The sequence below is a fragment of the Streptomyces sp. PH9007 genome (assembly GCF_059813725.1).
Genome location: NZ_CM187440.1, coordinates 3,502,766 through 3,518,779 on the forward strand (window position 1 = coordinate 3,502,766; position 16,014 = coordinate 3,518,779).

21 protein-coding genes are annotated in these 16,014 nt (G+C 69.3%); 10 read left to right on the forward strand and 11 right to left on the reverse strand.

The genetic code is table 11. From position 1 onward, the window contains the following. Window positions 1-27: 27 nt before the first annotated feature. The 3 genes from ACTFAP_RS15975 to ACTFAP_RS15985 all read right to left on the reverse strand — a co-directional run bounded on the left by ACTFAP_RS15975 (window position 28) and on the right by ACTFAP_RS15985 (window position 1,695). The gene (locus ACTFAP_RS15975; protein ID WP_500466662.1) at window positions 28-858 is read right to left on the reverse strand and encodes a MerR family transcriptional regulator; all 831 of its coding nucleotides are present in this window, start codon (window positions 856-858) and stop codon (window positions 28-30) included. Then, window positions 842-1,378 carry a VOC family protein gene (locus tag ACTFAP_RS15980; RefSeq protein WP_500466663.1) on the reverse strand — a complete coding sequence of 179 codons (537 nt, stop codon included), beginning with the start codon at window positions 1,376-1,378 and terminating at the stop codon, window positions 842-844. Before ACTFAP_RS15980 ends, ACTFAP_RS15975 begins: the two co-directional genes overlap by 17 nt. A gap of 83 nt (window positions 1,379-1,461) precedes the next feature. Continuing rightward, window positions 1,462-1,695, reverse strand: coding sequence for a DUF397 domain-containing protein (locus ACTFAP_RS15985; protein WP_030729929.1), 234 nt, complete (start codon window positions 1,693-1,695; stop codon window positions 1,462-1,464). Window positions 1,696-1,931: 236 nt separating this feature from the next. Between ACTFAP_RS15985 and ACTFAP_RS15990 the strand changes: the two genes are divergently transcribed. Continuing rightward, window positions 1,932-3,086: an oxygenase MpaB family protein gene (locus ACTFAP_RS15990; protein ID WP_500466664.1), complete on the forward strand. Its 1,155-nt coding sequence runs from the start codon at window positions 1,932-1,934 to the stop codon at window positions 3,084-3,086. An 84-nt stretch (window positions 3,087-3,170) separates the two neighbouring features. Here the strand turns inward: ACTFAP_RS15990 and ACTFAP_RS15995 are convergent, their stop codons facing one another. The 3 genes from ACTFAP_RS15995 to ACTFAP_RS16005 are packed head-to-tail and all read right to left on the reverse strand — an operon-like array spanning window position 3,171 to window position 4,395. Beyond that, window positions 3,171-3,359 (reverse strand): DUF397 domain-containing protein, encoded by a 189-nt coding sequence (locus ACTFAP_RS15995; RefSeq protein ID WP_500466665.1) that lies wholly within the window; start codon window positions 3,357-3,359, stop codon window positions 3,171-3,173. Between the two features lie 20 nt (window positions 3,360-3,379). Beyond that, window positions 3,380-3,571, reverse strand: a complete 192-nt coding sequence (locus ACTFAP_RS16000) for a DUF397 domain-containing protein (protein ID WP_500466666.1) — start codon at window positions 3,569-3,571, stop codon at window positions 3,380-3,382. After that, on the reverse strand, window positions 3,568-4,395 hold the full coding sequence (locus ACTFAP_RS16005; protein ID WP_500466667.1) for a helix-turn-helix domain-containing protein: 828 nt from the start codon (window positions 4,393-4,395) through the stop codon (window positions 3,568-3,570). The genes ACTFAP_RS16000 and ACTFAP_RS16005 overlap by 4 nt, the downstream gene beginning before the upstream one ends. Window positions 4,396-4,499: 104 nt before the next feature. On the opposite strand from ACTFAP_RS16005, the gene ACTFAP_RS16010 reads away from it, so the two are divergent. The 3 genes from ACTFAP_RS16010 (at window position 4,500) to ACTFAP_RS16020 (ending at window position 5,553) form a co-directional block, all read left to right on the forward strand. Further along, the gene (locus ACTFAP_RS16010; RefSeq protein WP_500466668.1) at window positions 4,500-4,892 is read left to right on the forward strand and encodes a hypothetical protein; all 393 of its coding nucleotides are present in this window, start codon (window positions 4,500-4,502) and stop codon (window positions 4,890-4,892) included. Beyond that, complete coding sequence (locus ACTFAP_RS16015) at window positions 4,889-5,101, forward strand: hypothetical protein (RefSeq protein ID WP_500466669.1); 213 nt, start codon at window positions 4,889-4,891, stop codon at window positions 5,099-5,101. Before ACTFAP_RS16010 ends, ACTFAP_RS16015 begins: the two co-directional genes overlap by 4 nt. A gap of 107 nt (window positions 5,102-5,208) precedes the next feature. Beyond that, window positions 5,209-5,553: a hypothetical protein gene (locus tag ACTFAP_RS16020; RefSeq protein ID WP_500466670.1), complete on the forward strand. Its 345-nt coding sequence runs from the start codon at window positions 5,209-5,211 to the stop codon at window positions 5,551-5,553. Window positions 5,554-5,568: 15 nt separating this feature from the next. Here ACTFAP_RS16020 and ACTFAP_RS16025 read toward each other — a convergent pair whose 3' ends face one another. Then, on the reverse strand, window positions 5,569-6,375 hold the full coding sequence (locus ACTFAP_RS16025) for an NAD(P)H-binding protein (protein WP_495681228.1): 807 nt from the start codon (window positions 6,373-6,375) through the stop codon (window positions 5,569-5,571). Between the two features lie 63 nt (window positions 6,376-6,438). Between ACTFAP_RS16025 and ACTFAP_RS16030 the strand changes: the two genes are divergently transcribed. Beyond that, complete coding sequence (locus ACTFAP_RS16030) at window positions 6,439-7,149, forward strand: helix-turn-helix domain-containing protein (protein WP_495681229.1); 711 nt, start codon at window positions 6,439-6,441, stop codon at window positions 7,147-7,149. Window positions 7,150-7,223: 74 nt separating this feature from the next. On the opposite strand, the gene ACTFAP_RS16035 is transcribed toward ACTFAP_RS16030, so the two are convergent. Next, complete coding sequence (locus ACTFAP_RS16035; protein ID WP_500466671.1) at window positions 7,224-7,814, reverse strand: MmyB family transcriptional regulator; 591 nt, start codon at window positions 7,812-7,814, stop codon at window positions 7,224-7,226. Between the two features lie 62 nt (window positions 7,815-7,876). Here ACTFAP_RS16035 and ACTFAP_RS16040 point away from each other — a divergent pair, with 62 nt between their 5' ends. The 5 genes from ACTFAP_RS16040 (at window position 7,877) to ACTFAP_RS16060 (ending at window position 13,144) form a co-directional block, all read left to right on the forward strand. Further along, window positions 7,877-8,242, forward strand: coding sequence for a hypothetical protein (locus ACTFAP_RS16040; RefSeq protein WP_500466672.1), 366 nt, complete (start codon window positions 7,877-7,879; stop codon window positions 8,240-8,242). Further along, window positions 8,239-8,700: a Rossmann-fold NAD(P)-binding domain-containing protein gene (locus tag ACTFAP_RS16045; RefSeq protein WP_500466673.1), complete on the forward strand. Its 462-nt coding sequence runs from the start codon at window positions 8,239-8,241 to the stop codon at window positions 8,698-8,700. The genes ACTFAP_RS16040 and ACTFAP_RS16045 overlap by 4 nt, the downstream gene beginning before the upstream one ends. A 309-nt stretch (window positions 8,701-9,009) precedes the next feature. After that, complete coding sequence (locus ACTFAP_RS16050) at window positions 9,010-10,377, forward strand: WXG100 family type VII secretion target (protein WP_500466674.1); 1,368 nt, start codon at window positions 9,010-9,012, stop codon at window positions 10,375-10,377. Continuing rightward, window positions 10,374-11,576, forward strand: a complete 1,203-nt coding sequence (locus ACTFAP_RS16055; RefSeq protein WP_500466675.1) for a S8 family serine peptidase — start codon at window positions 10,374-10,376, stop codon at window positions 11,574-11,576. The genes ACTFAP_RS16050 and ACTFAP_RS16055 overlap by 4 nt, the downstream gene beginning before the upstream one ends. A gap of 368 nt (window positions 11,577-11,944) precedes the next feature. Continuing rightward, window positions 11,945-13,144 carry a S8 family serine peptidase gene (locus ACTFAP_RS16060; RefSeq protein ID WP_500466676.1) on the forward strand — a complete coding sequence of 400 codons (1,200 nt, stop codon included), beginning with the start codon at window positions 11,945-11,947 and terminating at the stop codon, window positions 13,142-13,144. Window positions 13,145-13,297: 153 nt separating this feature from the next. Here ACTFAP_RS16060 and ACTFAP_RS16065 read toward each other — a convergent pair whose 3' ends face one another. The 3 genes from ACTFAP_RS16065 to ACTFAP_RS16075 form a co-directional block, all read right to left on the reverse strand. Next, window positions 13,298-13,720 carry a hypothetical protein gene (locus tag ACTFAP_RS16065; RefSeq protein WP_500466677.1) on the reverse strand — a complete coding sequence of 141 codons (423 nt, stop codon included), beginning with the start codon at window positions 13,718-13,720 and terminating at the stop codon, window positions 13,298-13,300. A 121-nt stretch (window positions 13,721-13,841) separates the two neighbouring features. Further along, window positions 13,842-15,422 carry an alpha/beta hydrolase gene (locus tag ACTFAP_RS16070; RefSeq protein ID WP_500466678.1) on the reverse strand — a complete coding sequence of 527 codons (1,581 nt, stop codon included), beginning with the start codon at window positions 15,420-15,422 and terminating at the stop codon, window positions 13,842-13,844. Beyond that, window positions 15,422-15,835, reverse strand: a complete 414-nt coding sequence (locus ACTFAP_RS16075; RefSeq protein ID WP_500466679.1) for a hypothetical protein — start codon at window positions 15,833-15,835, stop codon at window positions 15,422-15,424. Before ACTFAP_RS16075 ends, ACTFAP_RS16070 begins: the two co-directional genes overlap by 1 nt. Window positions 15,836-16,014 lie beyond the last annotated feature (179 nt).

Genomic DNA, 16,014 nt, shown 5'->3' on the forward strand with positions numbered 1-16,014 from the left:
TTCTGCCGGGACCCACCCCTTGCCCCGCTACTCCCACGTGGCGGCGTCCGGGTCGATGCCGTGGGCCCGCGCCTCGGCGTCGACCAGGCGCCGGAACCAGCCCGCGAGGCCGGGCCGCACGGTGTCGTAGTGCGCGGTGAAGGCCGGGTCGGTCTCATACATGCGGGCCAGGCAGACCTGCATCTGCCGGGTGAGCGGAAAGTACGCGGCGAACACCTCACGGTGCCGCCCGACGAGCCGGCCGGCCTCGTCGCTGCCCGGCGTGACACCGGCGTCCATCGCCTCGCCCAGTTCCCGGTCGAGCCCGGCGACGGCGTCGGCGACGGCCTGCCACTCGCGTGGGCCGCGCGCGGCCGAACGCTCGGCGTACTGCCGCCACTGCGGGGTGTCCCCGTAGCGCTGCCGCGCCTCGGCGGGCCACGACGGGTCCCAGCGGGGGCCGAAGACCGCCGCCTGCTGTTCGACGGTCAGCAGCAGACCGCGCTCGTGCGCCTCGATCATCCGCTCAAGACCGGTGTCGAGCCGCTTCAGGCGCTCGATCCGCTCGGCAACCTGGGCCCGCTGCGCGCGCAGCGCGTCGGGCACGTCGGTGGCCGGGTCGTCCAGCACGGCCCGGATCCGGTCCAGGCCCAGGCCGATCTCGCGGTAGACGATGATGCGGTGCAGGCGTTCCAGGTCACCGGCGGTGTAGAGCCGGTATCCGGCGGCGGTGCGCAGCGACGGGCGGGCGAGACCGATCTCGTCCCAGTGGTGCAGGGCGCGGACCGTCACGTCCAGCCGCGCCGAGACCTGACCGACGGTCAGGCCCTCGGCGTCGGCGTGGGCGTTGGCCTCCGAGGCGTCAGGCATGGGTCCCATGATCGGCGCCGATGGTGTCGGGCGCGGTGATCCCCATGTCCGCCAGGTTGCGCGCCTCCTGGCTCTCCGGATCGAACGGCTTCGCGGCGGTGAGCACGACCCGGGCGTTCTCGGGGGTGATCACCTCCACGTCGCGGGTGTTCCAGGGCGTGTCCCGCGGGCCCTCGACCGACTCCGGGCGCAGCGCGCGGCACGCCTCGGCGAGCCCGTCGAGCTGGCCCAGCACGCACGCGAAACTGACGCTCATGGCCGGTGGCCGCTCCACCGCGTTCGGCGCGGCGACCAGCAGGATGTCCTGGAAGGCCCAGCGGCGCAGGTGCACCAGGGTGCCGGGGATGCTGAACAGTTCGAAGAAGCCGAGCCCGCGGACCCAGAAGTCGACGGAGCCCGCCAGGTCGGTGGTGGGGATGGTGACGAAGGCCGGCATGCCGTAGATGCCGCGGAACGGTTCCGGCGGCACGGCGTCCGGGCCGGGGGCGGGTACGGGGCTGAACTCGAACGCGTTGTAGTAGTCGCTCATGGGCCCCACGGTGCAGCCTCACGCAACGTGAGGGGCAAGTCCGGACGCCCGCCGCCGGTGGCGCGCGGGCTGTTGGCGCTGGGTCAGGTGCGCGGGACGTCCTCGACGAAGTGGTCGAACTCGTTGTTCTGGACCCCCAGCACGAACGCGTCCCACTTCGCGCGGGTGGTGGTGACCACCTTCTCCGGCTCGTCGGTCTGCCGGATGTGGATCAGGTCCCCGTCCCCGGCGGCCACCTCGAAGCAGTGCTCGTCGCTCCCGTCCTCGACGGGGGCCTGGATCCAGTCGAGATGATCGAGATTGCGGCTCTCCGCCATGACAGACCTCTCCTGAGCGTGACCTGAGCGGTGCTTACGGTACCCGTCGGAACGGCACAGGGCGACGCCGCCCGCGTGCGCCCCCGTTCGCGCCGGGGAGCGTGCTCCGCCGTACTCCCCACGGGTTATGGTCGCGCCCTTCCGGCCGGGACAAGATCGCGATCGACATCCGGTCCGCGCGCCGGCCGGACGGCTCGCGCGCGGGCCATGACCCCGTGCGGAATGAGGAAAGCGCTGTGACACTCAATGCGGCAACGGTCGCGTCGGAACTGGAGGCCGCGAACCAGGTCGGCGACCCGGAGGCCGACGAACTGGTGGCCGAGCTGATCGAGAAGCGCGAAGTGGATGGGGTCAACGCGCTGTTCCGCACCATCGGGACCCTGAAGCCCGGCCAGGACCTGTCGACGCTGCCCGAGCGGCTCGCGGAGTTCCTGCGCGGGGCCACCGCCCCGCCGCCGGACTGGAGCGAGGCCGATGTCAGGGCCGCCGAGAGCTTCTTCGGCCGGCACCACGGCGAAGTCTCCATGCTCCAGGGCACCGTGGGCCTCATCGGCACGTACCTCTCGCCGACCGGCGCCTTCACCCTGCGTTCCACCGGCCGCCTCGGCGGGGTCGAGGGGCCCGGGCGGCGCCTGTCGCAGTCCTCGCGGCTGTTCATCGACATGGGCAACAAGGACGCCATGCGCGACGGCACGCTCGCCGCGAACGTGACCAAGGTGCGCCTGGTGCACGCCTCCGTGCGGCAGCTGCACAAGAAGAGCGGCGAGTGGGACTACGCCAAGTGGGGCGAGCCGGTCTCCCAGAAGTACACCACCGGCGCGGCCTGCGTGTTCAGCACGCAGATCGTCCAGGCCATGCGGAACCTCGGCGTCGACGTCTCCCGCTCCGACGCGGACGGCTTCATGTGCGCCTGGCACTACGTCAGCCACTACCTGGGCACCCCGGAGAAGTGGTTGCTGCCGAAGGACGCCGACGAGGTCGAGCGGCTGTGGAACCAGGAGCGGGACAAGGAGTGGAAGAAGTCCGAGGACGGCGTCTTCATGACGGCGCAGGCGGTCGAGTTCTACAAGAAGTTCTTCCCGCCGGGCTTCCACGACGCGTTCGTGGCGATGGTCCGGGTGGCGCTGACCGACAAGTACGCCGACATGGCCGGGCTCGCCAAGAACCTCCTCGACGAGGCCGGTAAGCCCCTCGCCGCAGGCCACAAGATCGCCAGCGGTCTGGGCGGCGGCCTGTTCGGCGGCGCGGCGGAGAAGACCGTCGGCGTCAACCCGTACAAGGAGACCCTCGGGGTCGCCTCCAAGGCGTTCAACGAGGTCGAGAAGTACGCCCTGACCCACGACCAGGACGACCAGCCGCAGATGCACCAGGAACTGGACGACAACCGGTGACGGCTGGCTGGTGGTTGTAGGGCCCGGCCCGGGACGGTGTCGCCCCCTGCCGTGGACGGCAGGGGGCGGTGGCCGGACCGTTCGTCATCGCTTCAGCGAGCTGACGAACGCGGACCAGGCGGTGGTGGGGAAGGCCACCACGGGGCCGCCGTGCCGGTGCTTGGAGTCACGGACGGGGACGATGCCGTGGGAGGCGGCGAGGTTGGCGGCGACCTCGATGCACTGGCCGCCGTTGCCGCTGTACGAGGACGTGTGCCAACGGGCGGAGGTCATCACGGCGGTCTCCTTCGGCTTCAGTGCTTGAGGGATCCGAGGAACGCGGACCAGGCGGTGGTCGGGAACGCGACCACCGGACCGCTGTGAGCCTTGGAATCACGGACCGGGACGATGCCGTGGGAGGCAGCGACCTCGCGTGTGACCTCGACGCAGGCGCCGCCGTGCTCGCTGTAGGAGGATGTAAACCAGTGGAGGGTTTCGGTCGTCACGGGGTGCCCTTTCGAAACTGGTCGATCATGGCCACGGATGTTGCTTGAGAGAGCGCTTCGGCCTGTAGTTGATGGTAGGCGGTCAACATGGGTACGACGGAAGTGATTTCTCGCTCAAGCTGGCCACGCTGTGCGGACTCCGCGTAGGAGAGAAGTGCCCGGCTTTCCATGGTCAGGATGTATAGCGGCAGATTGAGTGGGCGACGGTCGCCCATGTCGAACGGGGCGATCTGGAGAACGGTGTTCGGCATCGCGGCGAACTCGATCAGTCGCGCGAACTGGCCATCCATAACCGTCCGGATCCCGACGGGCCTCCTGAGGCAGCTCTCATCCAGTACGACGAACACCAACGGTGGCGGCGTGCGCTGGAGAGACGCCTGGCGAGCCATGACGAGTGCGTCCCGCTCATCACCCTGCTCGGGCGTAATGGCGCCTCGCTCGACCTCGCGTGCGGTCAGTGCAGCCGCGTACTCCGGTGTCTGAAGGATGCCGGGCATGACACCGACTTCGTACAGCCTGATCTCTGCGGCGCGTGCCTCCTGCGTCACGTACTCGGGGAACCCTTCCAGCAGCGCAGTGTGCCGAATGGCGCGACTCTGCCGCTTGAGCCTGTCCCCGGTGCCCATCACCCTGTCGGCACTTGCCGCAAAACGTTGAGTTGGAGGACGACGACCGGTTTCCACCGCGGAAATATGCGTCCCGGAGCACCCCATGCGCTCGGCCAGCTCGTCCTGGGTCCAACCGCGCTCATCCCGCAGTAGTCGAAGACGTTGCCCGAACGCTGCGCTCGGTGATTGCTCTGGGTTCAACTCTTTCCGGTTCAAGGGGCACCCCAACTCTCTGTACAAAGTCCGCAAGTTGAAGACCCTCCGAGTCTAAGTCACGCTGAATGCTCCTGGTAGTGAAATCACTACGGAGAGGAGTGGTCATGCGTGCGACCATTCACCCGGAACTCCCCAATGTCCCGATGGAGCTCCTTCAACTGCGGGAGGCCCTGGCTCTGCTGGGTGTCTCCACGACGCAGGTCAGTCTCAATCCCGGGCTCGCGCCGACGATCTCGGTTCACCGGATGTCGCTGGGGATCGTGCGGCGGCTCGTTCCGGACCTTGTCTGCGGGCTGGCGCGTCAGCACTTGTCGCCGGGGGCGGTGGTGTGGAGTGCGGAGTTGGAGCGGGTGGTGGTCGTCGTCTACACGGTGGGGGCGCTGATTCGGGTGCGGGCGTACGACGATCCGTCGTTCGAGACGCACACCCCGGCCGCTGATCTGCGGCCTGCGACCGTGCGGCAGTTGGCGGCTGTGACGCGGGCGGTGTCCGGATGAGCGTTCCGGAGGTGGTGGAGATCACCGCCGAGACGGTGCTGGTCGGTGACGTGATCCAGGTCGGGGGCCGGGCGTTGGTCGTCGCGGATCTGGTGCTGACCACCCGGGGTGGGCGGCGGCTGGAGTTCGCGACGGGGGAGGCACTCACCCTGCACGCCCGGTCCCGGCTGACCGGCACCCGCCTCAGCAGCCGTGGGAGGCCGAGGTGACGTCGATTCCCCGGCTTCCCGATCTCAGGTTCGCCGAGATCCGGCCCCTGCCACCACGACTGGCTGCGGGCGCTTCCCGGCCGGAAGCCGGGGGAGGGCCGGAATGGGTGCTGGGGCGTTGCTGGCTGTGGTGCGGGAACCGCTGCACCTGGGTGCTGTGGCTCGGCTCGGCGTCCACCGCCGGGCACTACGCCCAGTTCTACGTCTGCGAGCCGTGCCTGGCCCGGCTGCACCACACGATCATCGACTACGCCGACGCCGTGCGCGAAGCACCCACCGATGCCGCAGGGTTCAAGGTCCCGCTCTACGTAGCCCCCGAGGACCCGCCCCGCCCCGAACCAATCCGCTATCCCCGCCCCGGCACCCGTACCCGCCGCCCCCGCACGGCCCTCGGCCGCCTGTGCCACCGCCTGATCACCGGCCGGGAAAGACCCTCGGCCCCGGTCGCCTGACCCCGGCGCCCGGGATCAGGGCGTCTCCGCGAAGGCCGCCCGGTGATCGTGCACCCACTGCTCGAACGTGCCCGCCGGGCGGCCGAGTATCCGCTGCACATGGTCCGTGAGGTAGGCGGTGCCGCCCGCGCGGGCCCAGTCGATGCCGGTGACGACCTCGGCCGGCAGCCGGCCGAGGATGTCCGTGGCGTCCGTGATCCGCACGGTCCGCCCCAGCACCCGCCCCAGGATCGACGCCTGGTCGGCGAACGTCAGCAACTCCGGGCCGGTCAGGTCGTACCGCTGTCCATCGTGGGCGTTGCCGGTCAGGGCCGCGACGGCGACCTCGGCCACGTCCCTCGGGTCGATGACGGCCTGCCGGGCGTCACCGGCCAGGTTCGGGACGGGTTCCCCGGCCAGGATCAGGGCCCGGTGGGCGAGGAGGTTCGAGGCGAAGGACGGTGGGCGGAGCATCGTCCACGCGAACCCGCCGGCCTCGATCGCCTCCTCGGCGGCGACGTGCCACGCGCCGATGGTCTGTCCGCCGAAGATCCCGCCGCTGCCGATCGCCGACAGCTTGACGATCTTCCGGACCCCGGCCGCGCGTGCGGCGTTGACCAGGGCGAAGTCGTGGTCCGCCGTCGGCGCGGGCGGCACGGTCACCAGGAAGACCGTGTCGACACCCGCGAGCGCGCGGTTCAGCGACGCCGGGTCCTCGAAGTCCGCCTGCACGTGGCCCGGGTGGGCGCGGCGGGACATCGCCCGGAACGGTACGCCCTGTTCGGAGAGGAGGCGTACGACATGGCTGCCGATGGTGCCCGTGGCACCGGTGATCAGGATCATGAATCCGACGATGGCAGCGCCTCCACACGGCCGGATAGGAAGTTTCGGCACTATCGTGGAGCGGTGGGTTCCCTCAACGTGCCGCCCGCTCTGCTGCGTTGGGTGTCCGGGATCGATGTCGCCACGGCGACGGCCGGACCGACAGCGGTCGACGTACCCGACCACGCCACCACCCTCCTCCTACGCGTCGAACGGCGCGAGCTGATCGTGATGGGCCCCCGTACCCGGGCCGCCTATCACGCGGGCGGGCCCAGTCACTCGTGCGTGCGGGTCCGCATGCGGCCGGGGCGCGTGCAAGCCCTGCTCAGGCGTCCACTGCGTGATCTCGCGGACCGGGTCCTGCCCCTGCGCGCCCTGCCGGGCCTGGACATCGACCAGTTCGCCACCGACCCGGCGACCGCACTCGACGGGGCGTGGGCCGGCCTGCCGGAGCCCCCGGCCCGGCTCGACGAGGCCGCGCGGCTGCTGGCCGGTGGCACGGTCGCGGCGACGGCGGCCCGGCTGAACCTGAGTGAGCGCCGCCTGCACACCCTGTTCCTGGACGGCACCGGTCTGTCCCCCAAGCGCTTCGCGCGCATCGACCGGCTGCGGACCGTACTGGCGGCGGAGGCGGTGCCGGGGCGGTGGGCGGACATCGCGGCGTCGGCGGGGTACTACGACCAGTCCCACATGACGGGGGAGTTCCGCCGCCTCATGGGCGTCCCACCGGCCGCGTTCGCCGCCGGACACTACCCCGCCGCGACCTCCTGCACGGAGCGGCAGGGACACCCCTGACGGCGCGGCGGCGCCACGGTGTTCCGGGCGCCCATGGTCGTGGGACCGAGAGCCGTACATCTCGCCCGTAGGGGCTACCGCTCCGCTTCGGTGAAGCGGTCCAGTCCGAGCACGGCGAGGAGTTGCAGCTTCTCGTACCCGGGGGACCGTGATGGCGCGGTGAGCACGAGCAGCGTCTGGGACTGGTCCTCGGTGAACAGGGCCTGACAGTCCAGTTCGATGGGGCCGACCTCGGGGTGGAGGAGCGTCTTGTGGTCCTCGAAGCGCTGCGCGACCTCGTGCCGCTCCCACAACGCGGCGAACTCCCCGCTCGCCGTCCGCAGCGTGCGCACCAACTCACCGGCCTGGGACCGGGGGCCGCGCAGTCCGTGGGCGGCGCGCAGGTTCGCCACCTGGGCGCGGCTCTGCCGGTCACGGTCGGCCTCGGGATAGACGGATCGTTCCGCGGGGTCGGTGAACCAGCGGTAGATCGCGCTGCGGGCCGGACCCGTGTGCCGCGACGCGTCCCCGAACAGGGCGATGGCCATCGCGTTCTGTACCAGCGTCTCGCCCAACTCGGTCAGGATGAGCGCCGGAGTGTCGTCGAGGCGGTCCAGGACCCGCAGCAGGGCGGGGGCGACGTGCGGGGAGGCCGACAGCGAGGCCGGGGCGTCGTGGCCGGACACCCGGTACAGGTAATCGCGTTCGTCGCCCGTCAGCCGCAGGCCCGGGCGAGCGAGGCCAGCATGTGCTTGCTGGGCTGCGGGCCGCGCCGCTGTTCCAGCCGGGTAACGCGGCCAAGGGCCGGGCCGCTCTGGAACGGATCGGCGGCAACTCCTCGCTGCGCGCGCTCGACCTGGCATCGCTCGCGTCGGTCGCGGCGCTGGCCGACCGCCTGAACGACGAGGGGCGGCCGATCCACATCCTGATCAACAACGCGGCCGTCATGACACCCCCACCCGGCACACCACCGCCGACGGCCTGGAACTGCAATTCGGCACCAACTACCTGGGGCACTTCGCCCTGGTTGCCCGCATCCTGCCGCTGCTCATCGCCGGGCGCGCCCGGGTCACCGCGCAGTCCGCCCTGGCCGCCGCGCTGGCCAGGACGATGAACTGGGCTGACCTCCAGTTCGAGCGCGGCTACAAGCCCTGGCCCGTGTACAGCCAGTCGAAGCTGGCCACCCTGCTCTTCGGCCTGGAACTGGACCGCCGCAGCCGTGCCAACGGCTGGGGCATCACCAGCAACGTCGCCCATCCCGGGTTCACCCGGACCAACCTCCAGAGCGCGGGCCCGAGGATGGGTGGCGGCAGGGCACCGTTCGATGTCGCGTTCCGGATCTTCGCGCCGCTCGGCTGGCCCGTCCAGCGCGTGGAAGGCGGGCTGCGCCCCGCACTCCACGCGGCGACCAGCCCCAACGCCGGGGGCGGACGCTTCTACGGCCCCCGGGGCCTGGGACATCTCACGGGCGCGGCGACCGAGGAGAAGATCTACCGCTCCGCCCGCAACCCGGAGGACGGCTCCCGGCTGTGGGACCTCTCCTGCGACCTGGCCGACGTCACGTTCCCCTGACGGGCATGCGCACGGCGGCGAACCCCGCCGGATCGGCCTCCCCCCACCGCTGACGGCGCCGCCTCACCCAGACACGACGTCCAGCCGTGGAAATGGTGGCACACCGGAGCGTGTCGGCAGCGGAACGTATCCTGGGCGCCAGGCGTCTCGGCGGGGAGAGGTCGACGGGGAGGGGACCGGACCGTGGAGGATCGTGGGACGTATCGGGGCACGTACAGGGGCCACGGTGTCGAGGACTACGCGGCGGCGCAGTTGCAGAGCATGACCCACAGGGAGTTGGAGGGTCTGCTGGCGGGGGCGAGGCCGGACATGCTGATCCAGCGGGGGGAGACGCTGGAGGCCGTGGCCGAGACGGTGGAATGGCTGGGCGACCAGATCCGGGCACGCGCCAATGAGTTGGAGTGGCAGGGTCAGACGGCGGACGAGTTCCGCGAATGGATCCGCCACTTCCATCACACCTCGGTGGATCTGAAGACGTACGCGAGTTTCATGGCCCACGCGATCACCAACGCGGGGGTGGCACTGCGCCAGGCCCAGAGCGAGATGCCACCCGCCCCGCCCCAGGAGATGCCGGCGACCGCTCTGGACGTGGCCTACGACTCGGGCGACGGCGACCGCCCGATGACGATGACCGAAGCCGACTCCAGCCGCCAGGAAGCCATCGCCGTCATCAACCGCCTGGGCTCGGTGTACAAGACATCGGCGGGCACGATCCAGTACGTGAACGAGCGGGAACCGCAGTTCACGGAGCCGCCGACTGGCGCACCGGAATGGGAGCCTGGCTCGACCGGCCCGTCCTTGATCAACTCTCCTCCACCGGCGACGGCCGACCAGAATCCTGCACTGCACGCGCCATCACCTCGGGTGAGCGCACCACAGTCGACAGAACCGCCCCAGGGATCGCTACGCCCCTCAGCCCAGGATCCCGCAACGGGCGCTTTCCCGGGGTTCCGTGATGCCGAGGGAGTGGGGACATCGTTGGATTCGGTGGGGGTGGTGCCGAATGGTGCGGCTCCTCCGGCTCCTCCTGTGGCGTCGGGGCCTCCCGCGCCGGTGATGCCTGAGCGGCCGGTGACCGGTGGTGGCTTTCCGCAGCAGCCAGTGGCGGGTCCGTTGCCGGGGTGGCCGGCGCCGGGGCAGTCCGGGCCGGGCCGTGGCGGCGCTGGGGGGCAGGTTCCGCCGGTGCGCCCGTCCGGTCCACCGGGTGGTGCGGGCTCGCAGCCTCCCGCGATGGGGCGTCCTGCCGGGCCGGGGATGCCGAGTGGGCAGCAGCCTCCCGTGGGCCGTCCGCCCATGAGCGGCCCAGGTGCCGGCAGCGGCAAGGGCCCGGAGGGCGGCAATCCCTGGGGGCGAGCCAACAACTATGGCCTGTTGGGCGGGAAGCCGGTGCCGAACGGGAAACCGACCCTCGCGTCACGTATCCCGCCGGGCGGGGTGATCCAGCCCGGCATGAACCAGACCAACTCCCGCCTCACTCCCGCCAAGAAAGACCAGCCCGCAACCCCGCGCCCGGCCTACGGCAATGCGGCCGTCGACGGCCGCCCCGCCAAGAGCGGGGCACATGGGCGGGCTCTGCCGAAGCCGACCGGGGTGATCGGTCTGCCCGGCCAGGGCAGGAAGAACGGTAAGAAGAAGCAAAAGAAGAACGAGAGCAAGGACGACAGGCAGCAGCCATGACCCCAACCCGCCGGGCCCTCGCCACCACCCTTGCCCTCACCGCAGCTCTCGCCACCGCACCCACCACCGCCCAAGCGGCCGGAACCCCCCAACACCCCTGGTACTTCGACACCCTCCGCGTCGAAGAAATGTGGGAACACACCACCGGTGAAGGCATCACCGTCGCCGTCATCGACACCGGAGTAGATGCCACGCTCCCTGAACTCCAAGGGCAGGTCCTCGGAGGCATCGACCTGACGGAGGGTGCTGAAGGCGGGCATGTGGACACAGCAGGACACGGCACACACATGGCGGGGCTCATCGCCGGTACAGGAGAGGGAAACGGGATTCGGGGCCTTGCCCCAGGCGCCAAGATTCTTCCTGTTCGCGTCATCAACAGCAATGACATCTCTATCAATAGTGTTAGTCGCTGGGTGGAGGGGATTCAGTACGCCATTGATTCTGGTGCAGATATCATCAGCATTTCCGTAACAAGAGAAGACATCATTGGCGCCGCAGGGCCATTGTCGGAAATGGTGGAAGAAGCGGCTCGGCAGAACGTGCTTTTCTTCGCTTCGGCCGGAAACAAGGGGGAAGGCGCGAACACGGCTCAGCCGCCCGCGAGCCTTGACGGTGTGGTGGGTGTCGGCGCCGTGAAAAGTGATGGGGAGCGGTCTTCCTACTCCACGTCGGGAGCGCACGTGGCCATCGCCGCCCCTGGCAACGATGTGCCCTCGCACTGTGACGGTCTGGATGGCCCGCTCTGCTTGATGGAAGGTGGCGGAACCAGTGCCGCCGCAGCCCTGGCTTCCGCCTCCGCCGCGCTGATCTGGTCGCAGAATCCGGACTGGACGAAGAATCAGGTCCTGCGGGTGATGCTCAACACGGCCGAGCGGTCCGACGATCAGCGGCGGGACGACTTCACCGGGTACGGTATCGTCCGCCCCGACCGCGTCATCATCGACGGGGAGGGCGACCCGGGAGACCCCGACAGCCCGCCCATCTTCCGCGACTGGGAAGCCGCCCTCGTGCCCCCCGCCACACCCGAGCCGACGCCCGAAACGACTCCGGACGACAGAACCGATCCCGCCCCAGGACCCGAGGTGGAAGCCGCCTCAAGCAGCGACGACAGCAACTCGCTGCCCTGGATCCTCGGCGGCACAGCCGTCATTCTGATCGCCGGCGTGACCGGATGGCTGCTGCTGCGGCGACGCGCTTGATCTCCCCTCGGCGATGACGAGCTCGCGCGGACGATGCCTCACCGGCGGGCTTTCCGTGATGGGTTGGGGCCCACGGCTGGCTCGCACTCCAACCGTGGGCCATGATCTTCCGGGCCGGGGCTGTTGTCGTCAGTGGCGACTGTCGCTCGCGCGGCTTGGTGACGCCGCCGCCAGAATGACCGGCGGGTTCAGTGGGCTGAGTCGTGGACAGGAACAGAGACATCCGCTCCATGGGCCAAGCCACCCACCATGGCCGGGCTGGAGTACCAGGGTCGTTCCGGCGGCAATCCGGCGCCGAAGGGCGAGCGCGCGGCTCATTCGCGGTTCGCCCCACAGAAGAACGAGAGCAAGGACGACAGGCAGCAGCCATGACCCCCACCCGCCGGGCCCTCGCCACCACCCTTGCCCTCACCGCCCTCCTCGCTACCGCGCCAGCGGCCCAAGCAGCCGACACACCCCAACACCCCTGGTACTTCGACACCCTCCGCGTCGAAGACATCTGGGAACACACCACTGGCGAAGGCATCACCATCGCCGTCATCGACAGCGGCGTCGACAGCTCGCTCCCCGAGCTGGAAGGCCAAGTCCTCGAAGGCACCGACCTCACTGGGAGTGCTGAAGGCGCACACGTGGACACCGACGGACACGGTACCCACATGGCAGCGCTCATCGCTGGAACAGGAGATGGAAACGGAATTCGAGGTATTGCCCCAGGCGTCAAAATTCTTCCTGTTCGCATCGTCGAAAGTGGAGAATTCTCCATCAGTGGTGTCGCTCGATGGGTAGAGGGAATTCAATACGCCATTGATTCGGGGGTGGACATCATCAACATCTCCGGCACGCGGGAAGACATCATTGGCGCGGCGGGGCCACTGTCTGAAGTGGCAGAAGAAGCAGCCAGGCAGGGCATACTTTTCTTCGCTTCTGTTGGTAACGAAGGGGAGGGGGCGAACACGGTTCAACCGCCGGCAAGCCTTGACGGTGTCGTAGGCGTCGGTGCCGTGCGGAGCGACGGTGAAAGGTCCTCTTATTCCACGTCCGGCGCGCACGTAGCCATCGCCGCTCCTGGCAACGGTGTTCCCGCGTACTGCGGCGATCTGGGCGGCTCCCTCTGTCTGATCGAGGGTGGTGGGACGAGCGCCGCTGCCGCATTGGCGTCGGCCTCCGCCGCGCTCATCTGGTCCCAGAATCCCGACTGGACCAAGAACCAGGTCCTGCGCGTCATGCTCAACACCGCCGAACGCCCCGATGATCAGCGGCGGGACGACTACACCGGGTACGGCATCGTCCGGCCCGACCGGGTCATTGTGGATGGGGAAGGCGACCCGGGAGACCCCGACAGCCCGCCGATCTTCCGCGACTGGGAAGCGGGCCTGATGCCGCCCGCCACACCCGAGCCGACGCCCGAAACGACTCCGGACGACAGCGCCGATCCCGCCCCCGGGCCCGAGGCGGAAGCCGCCCCTGCCAGCGACGACAGCAGCCCCCTGCCCTGGGTCCTCGGCGGCACCGCCGCCGTCATCCTCGTCGGTGTGACCGGATGGCTTCTCCTCCGGCGACGCGCCTGATCAGCCGCCGGCGCGTACGACATTTCCCCGATGGGCGGTCTTCCGCCCTGGCCACCTGGTCGGTGCCGCAATCACGCCCTCTCGTTGGAGGCCGCCCCGGGTGATGAACGTTGCCTTTGGCGAGGCGCTCAGGGAGATGCAGCGCGAGAGGGCTCAGAACTGCTGCTGCTCAACGCCGGGTGGGAGGAGGCAGGGGGTGCGGACGATCAGGAGCAGGTGGTTCTCGTTCTCTGGAAAGTCGGCAGCACTAACAGAATGTTGATCCTCTGGATGCCGCATCTGGAGGAGGTTGGCCGGCGATACTGATGGGTCCGAGCGGTACCCCTGGACTTCGAATCCCTTCCGCTCCAGAGTGTCCCGGATGTCGATGACTGCCCGTGCATGATCTTCGGGTGGAACCACGACGTGGGCGGAATAGGTGTGCTGGAAGCGGCCGTCCCCGGCCACTTCGTCGTTCTTTCCCAGACATTCGAAGAAATCGATTTTCTTCGTCTCGTCAGCGATGTCGCCGCCTGCTGTGCGGGCCATGGATTCAATCCAGTGGGCAGCCCAATCCTCAGCATCCTCACGGCTCATTCGGGGAAGTGGATCATTGACCCCCGACGACATGCAGCCTCCCAGGGCCATTGCCAAGCACAACGCGGCTATGCCGTTGCGCAGTACTCCGATTCTTGATCTCATGCCATTACCTGTCGTGTCATCTCATCAGTGGCTGCTGGCCGGCAATGATCAGGCCGATGTTTTGCAGACTCTGGCTCTCTTCGTTCCAGTAGCCACTGTGTCCCGACGTATCGACTGACATTTCCCGAGCACCGAAGTCCTTTTCATGAGGTTCGGCTCCGAGCGACCATCCGGACAAGTAGTTCACCACGGGGTCGTCTTCGGCGGCGCCGACCCACAGCCGATCAGGATCGATATGAAGATCTGATGCGTGACCGACGGACATACCAGGGCTGCCCAAGACAATGATGTCATCCGCTCCCAGGCCGTCGCCTCCCTTGTCCGCTGCACCGACCATCGTGGAACCGTAACTGTGGCCCACTACCGTGAGATGACTGTCACGGCCCTGCCGAGCGGACTCCAACCCTGCGGTAAAGCTCCGCAGATCGGCTGCTGCGGCGTCGGCTCGGCCCGTCGTGGCCACGCCTCCGGGGATCTCCGGTGCGTCATAACCAAGCCAGGAGACCACGGCTACCTCCTCGTTCGTATACCTCCGGGCTTCGCCCTGCATCTGGTCGATCCGTGCGATCTGGCCGCCCGCCGAGGTCATGTCCGTGCCCGTGCCTGGGACCAGGATCGCCGTGTGGGCCGCCGTGTCCGGGTTGCCCTGGGCCAGGACGTACTGGCCGTCGTGGGAGGTGTCGAAGCCCAGCAGATACAGCTGTTTGTCGCCCTCCGCGCCCGCCGCCAGGTCGAGTTGCTCGCGCAGGTGATTCAGGCCCGCGTAGGAGATGCCGTCGTGGATGCCGTGGGTGTGTTCCCGCGCCGCGTACTCCTCCAGCAGGGCATCCAGGGCACGCCGGTTGGCGATGTCGCGGTCGGCGGTCGGTAGGCCGTCCAAGACGCCGACCTCGGCCGGGAAGTACAGCAGGTACGCCTCGCGCTGGCTCTGGCTCATGCCGTTCCACCAGCGGGCGTTGGCGTCGGGGCTCCCGTCCTCGGGGATGTCCTCCACGTTCGCGCCGATGTCCAGCCGGGCGCCCATCCGCGCCGCGAGGTCCAGGGCCGTGGTGCGCCCGTACTCCTTGTCGAAGGCGAACCAGTCGACATCCCGGAGTACCCCCGCGGCCCTCACCGCCGCGCTCGTGGCGTCCGCGACCGCCTGTTCGATCTGCTGCCGGTACTCGCCCAGACCGGCGTTCGCCGCCTGGGACAGCCGCTCGTAGTCCGGGTCGTTGCGCATCTCCGGGTCCAGCTCGCGGGGCTGGACCCAGCCGTCCTCGCGGACCGTGAAGCCGTCGGCCTCCGCGCCCTCGACCGCGCTGCGCAGCTTCACCTGGGCGATCTGCATCGTGCGGTTGGCCCGGCGCAGCGCGGTCGCCATGAGGGTCATGTTGATCGCGGCGGTGTGCAGGATGCTCTGGGCCACCTCCATGGAGCGCAGCCCGGTGGTCGCCGCCTGGCCGGTCCAGTCGGCGGCGATCAGCGGGGCCGAGACCCGCTGGTACGACTCCTCCTGGGCCTCCAGCAGCGCCTCGGCCATGCGGGTCCACGCGGTGGCGACCTCCGCGAGGGCGCTGAAGTCCTGGGTCATCAGTTCGCGGAACTTCTCGGGCATCAGACCGTGCCCCACGTACGGAACTGGCGGCCGATCTCCATGTCGGTCTCGGACATGCCGTACGAGAGCATGTCGAGCCCGTCGGCGTGGCCGATGAGCCGGTCGGAGGTCTCACACAGCTTGTCGCCCCACTTGTCCGCCGTGATGGTCAGCCGCGGGCCGAGGTCCCATCCCTGGAGGGACTCACCTGCCGCGTGGGCCTTGGCGATCGCGTCGTCGATGACGGGCCGCAGGTCGCTCTCCACATCGCGCGACGCGCTCGACGCCGAGCGCAGGACGTCCAGCGGGACGCTCAGATCGGTGCGTCCCGGGGCGGAACCGCCGTTGCCCGCCTCGTCGGAGTTCAGACGCGTGCGCGTCATGTCCTCGCGGGCGGTCTGCTTCGCCGCCGCCCATGCCTCTTCCCATGTCATCGTGACCGGTGACCTCCCCCGTACGGTCCGTACCGGAGGCCACGATACGGCCATCGGCCGGCCGGCGGTCAGGATCCGGGCGCACCTCCAGCGCGGGGCGCCGGGACGGGGGTCCGTACGACAGCGGCGCGGCTCGGGCCGTGACCTGGGGGCGATGGTGAGGCGGAGGGAGACGAAGG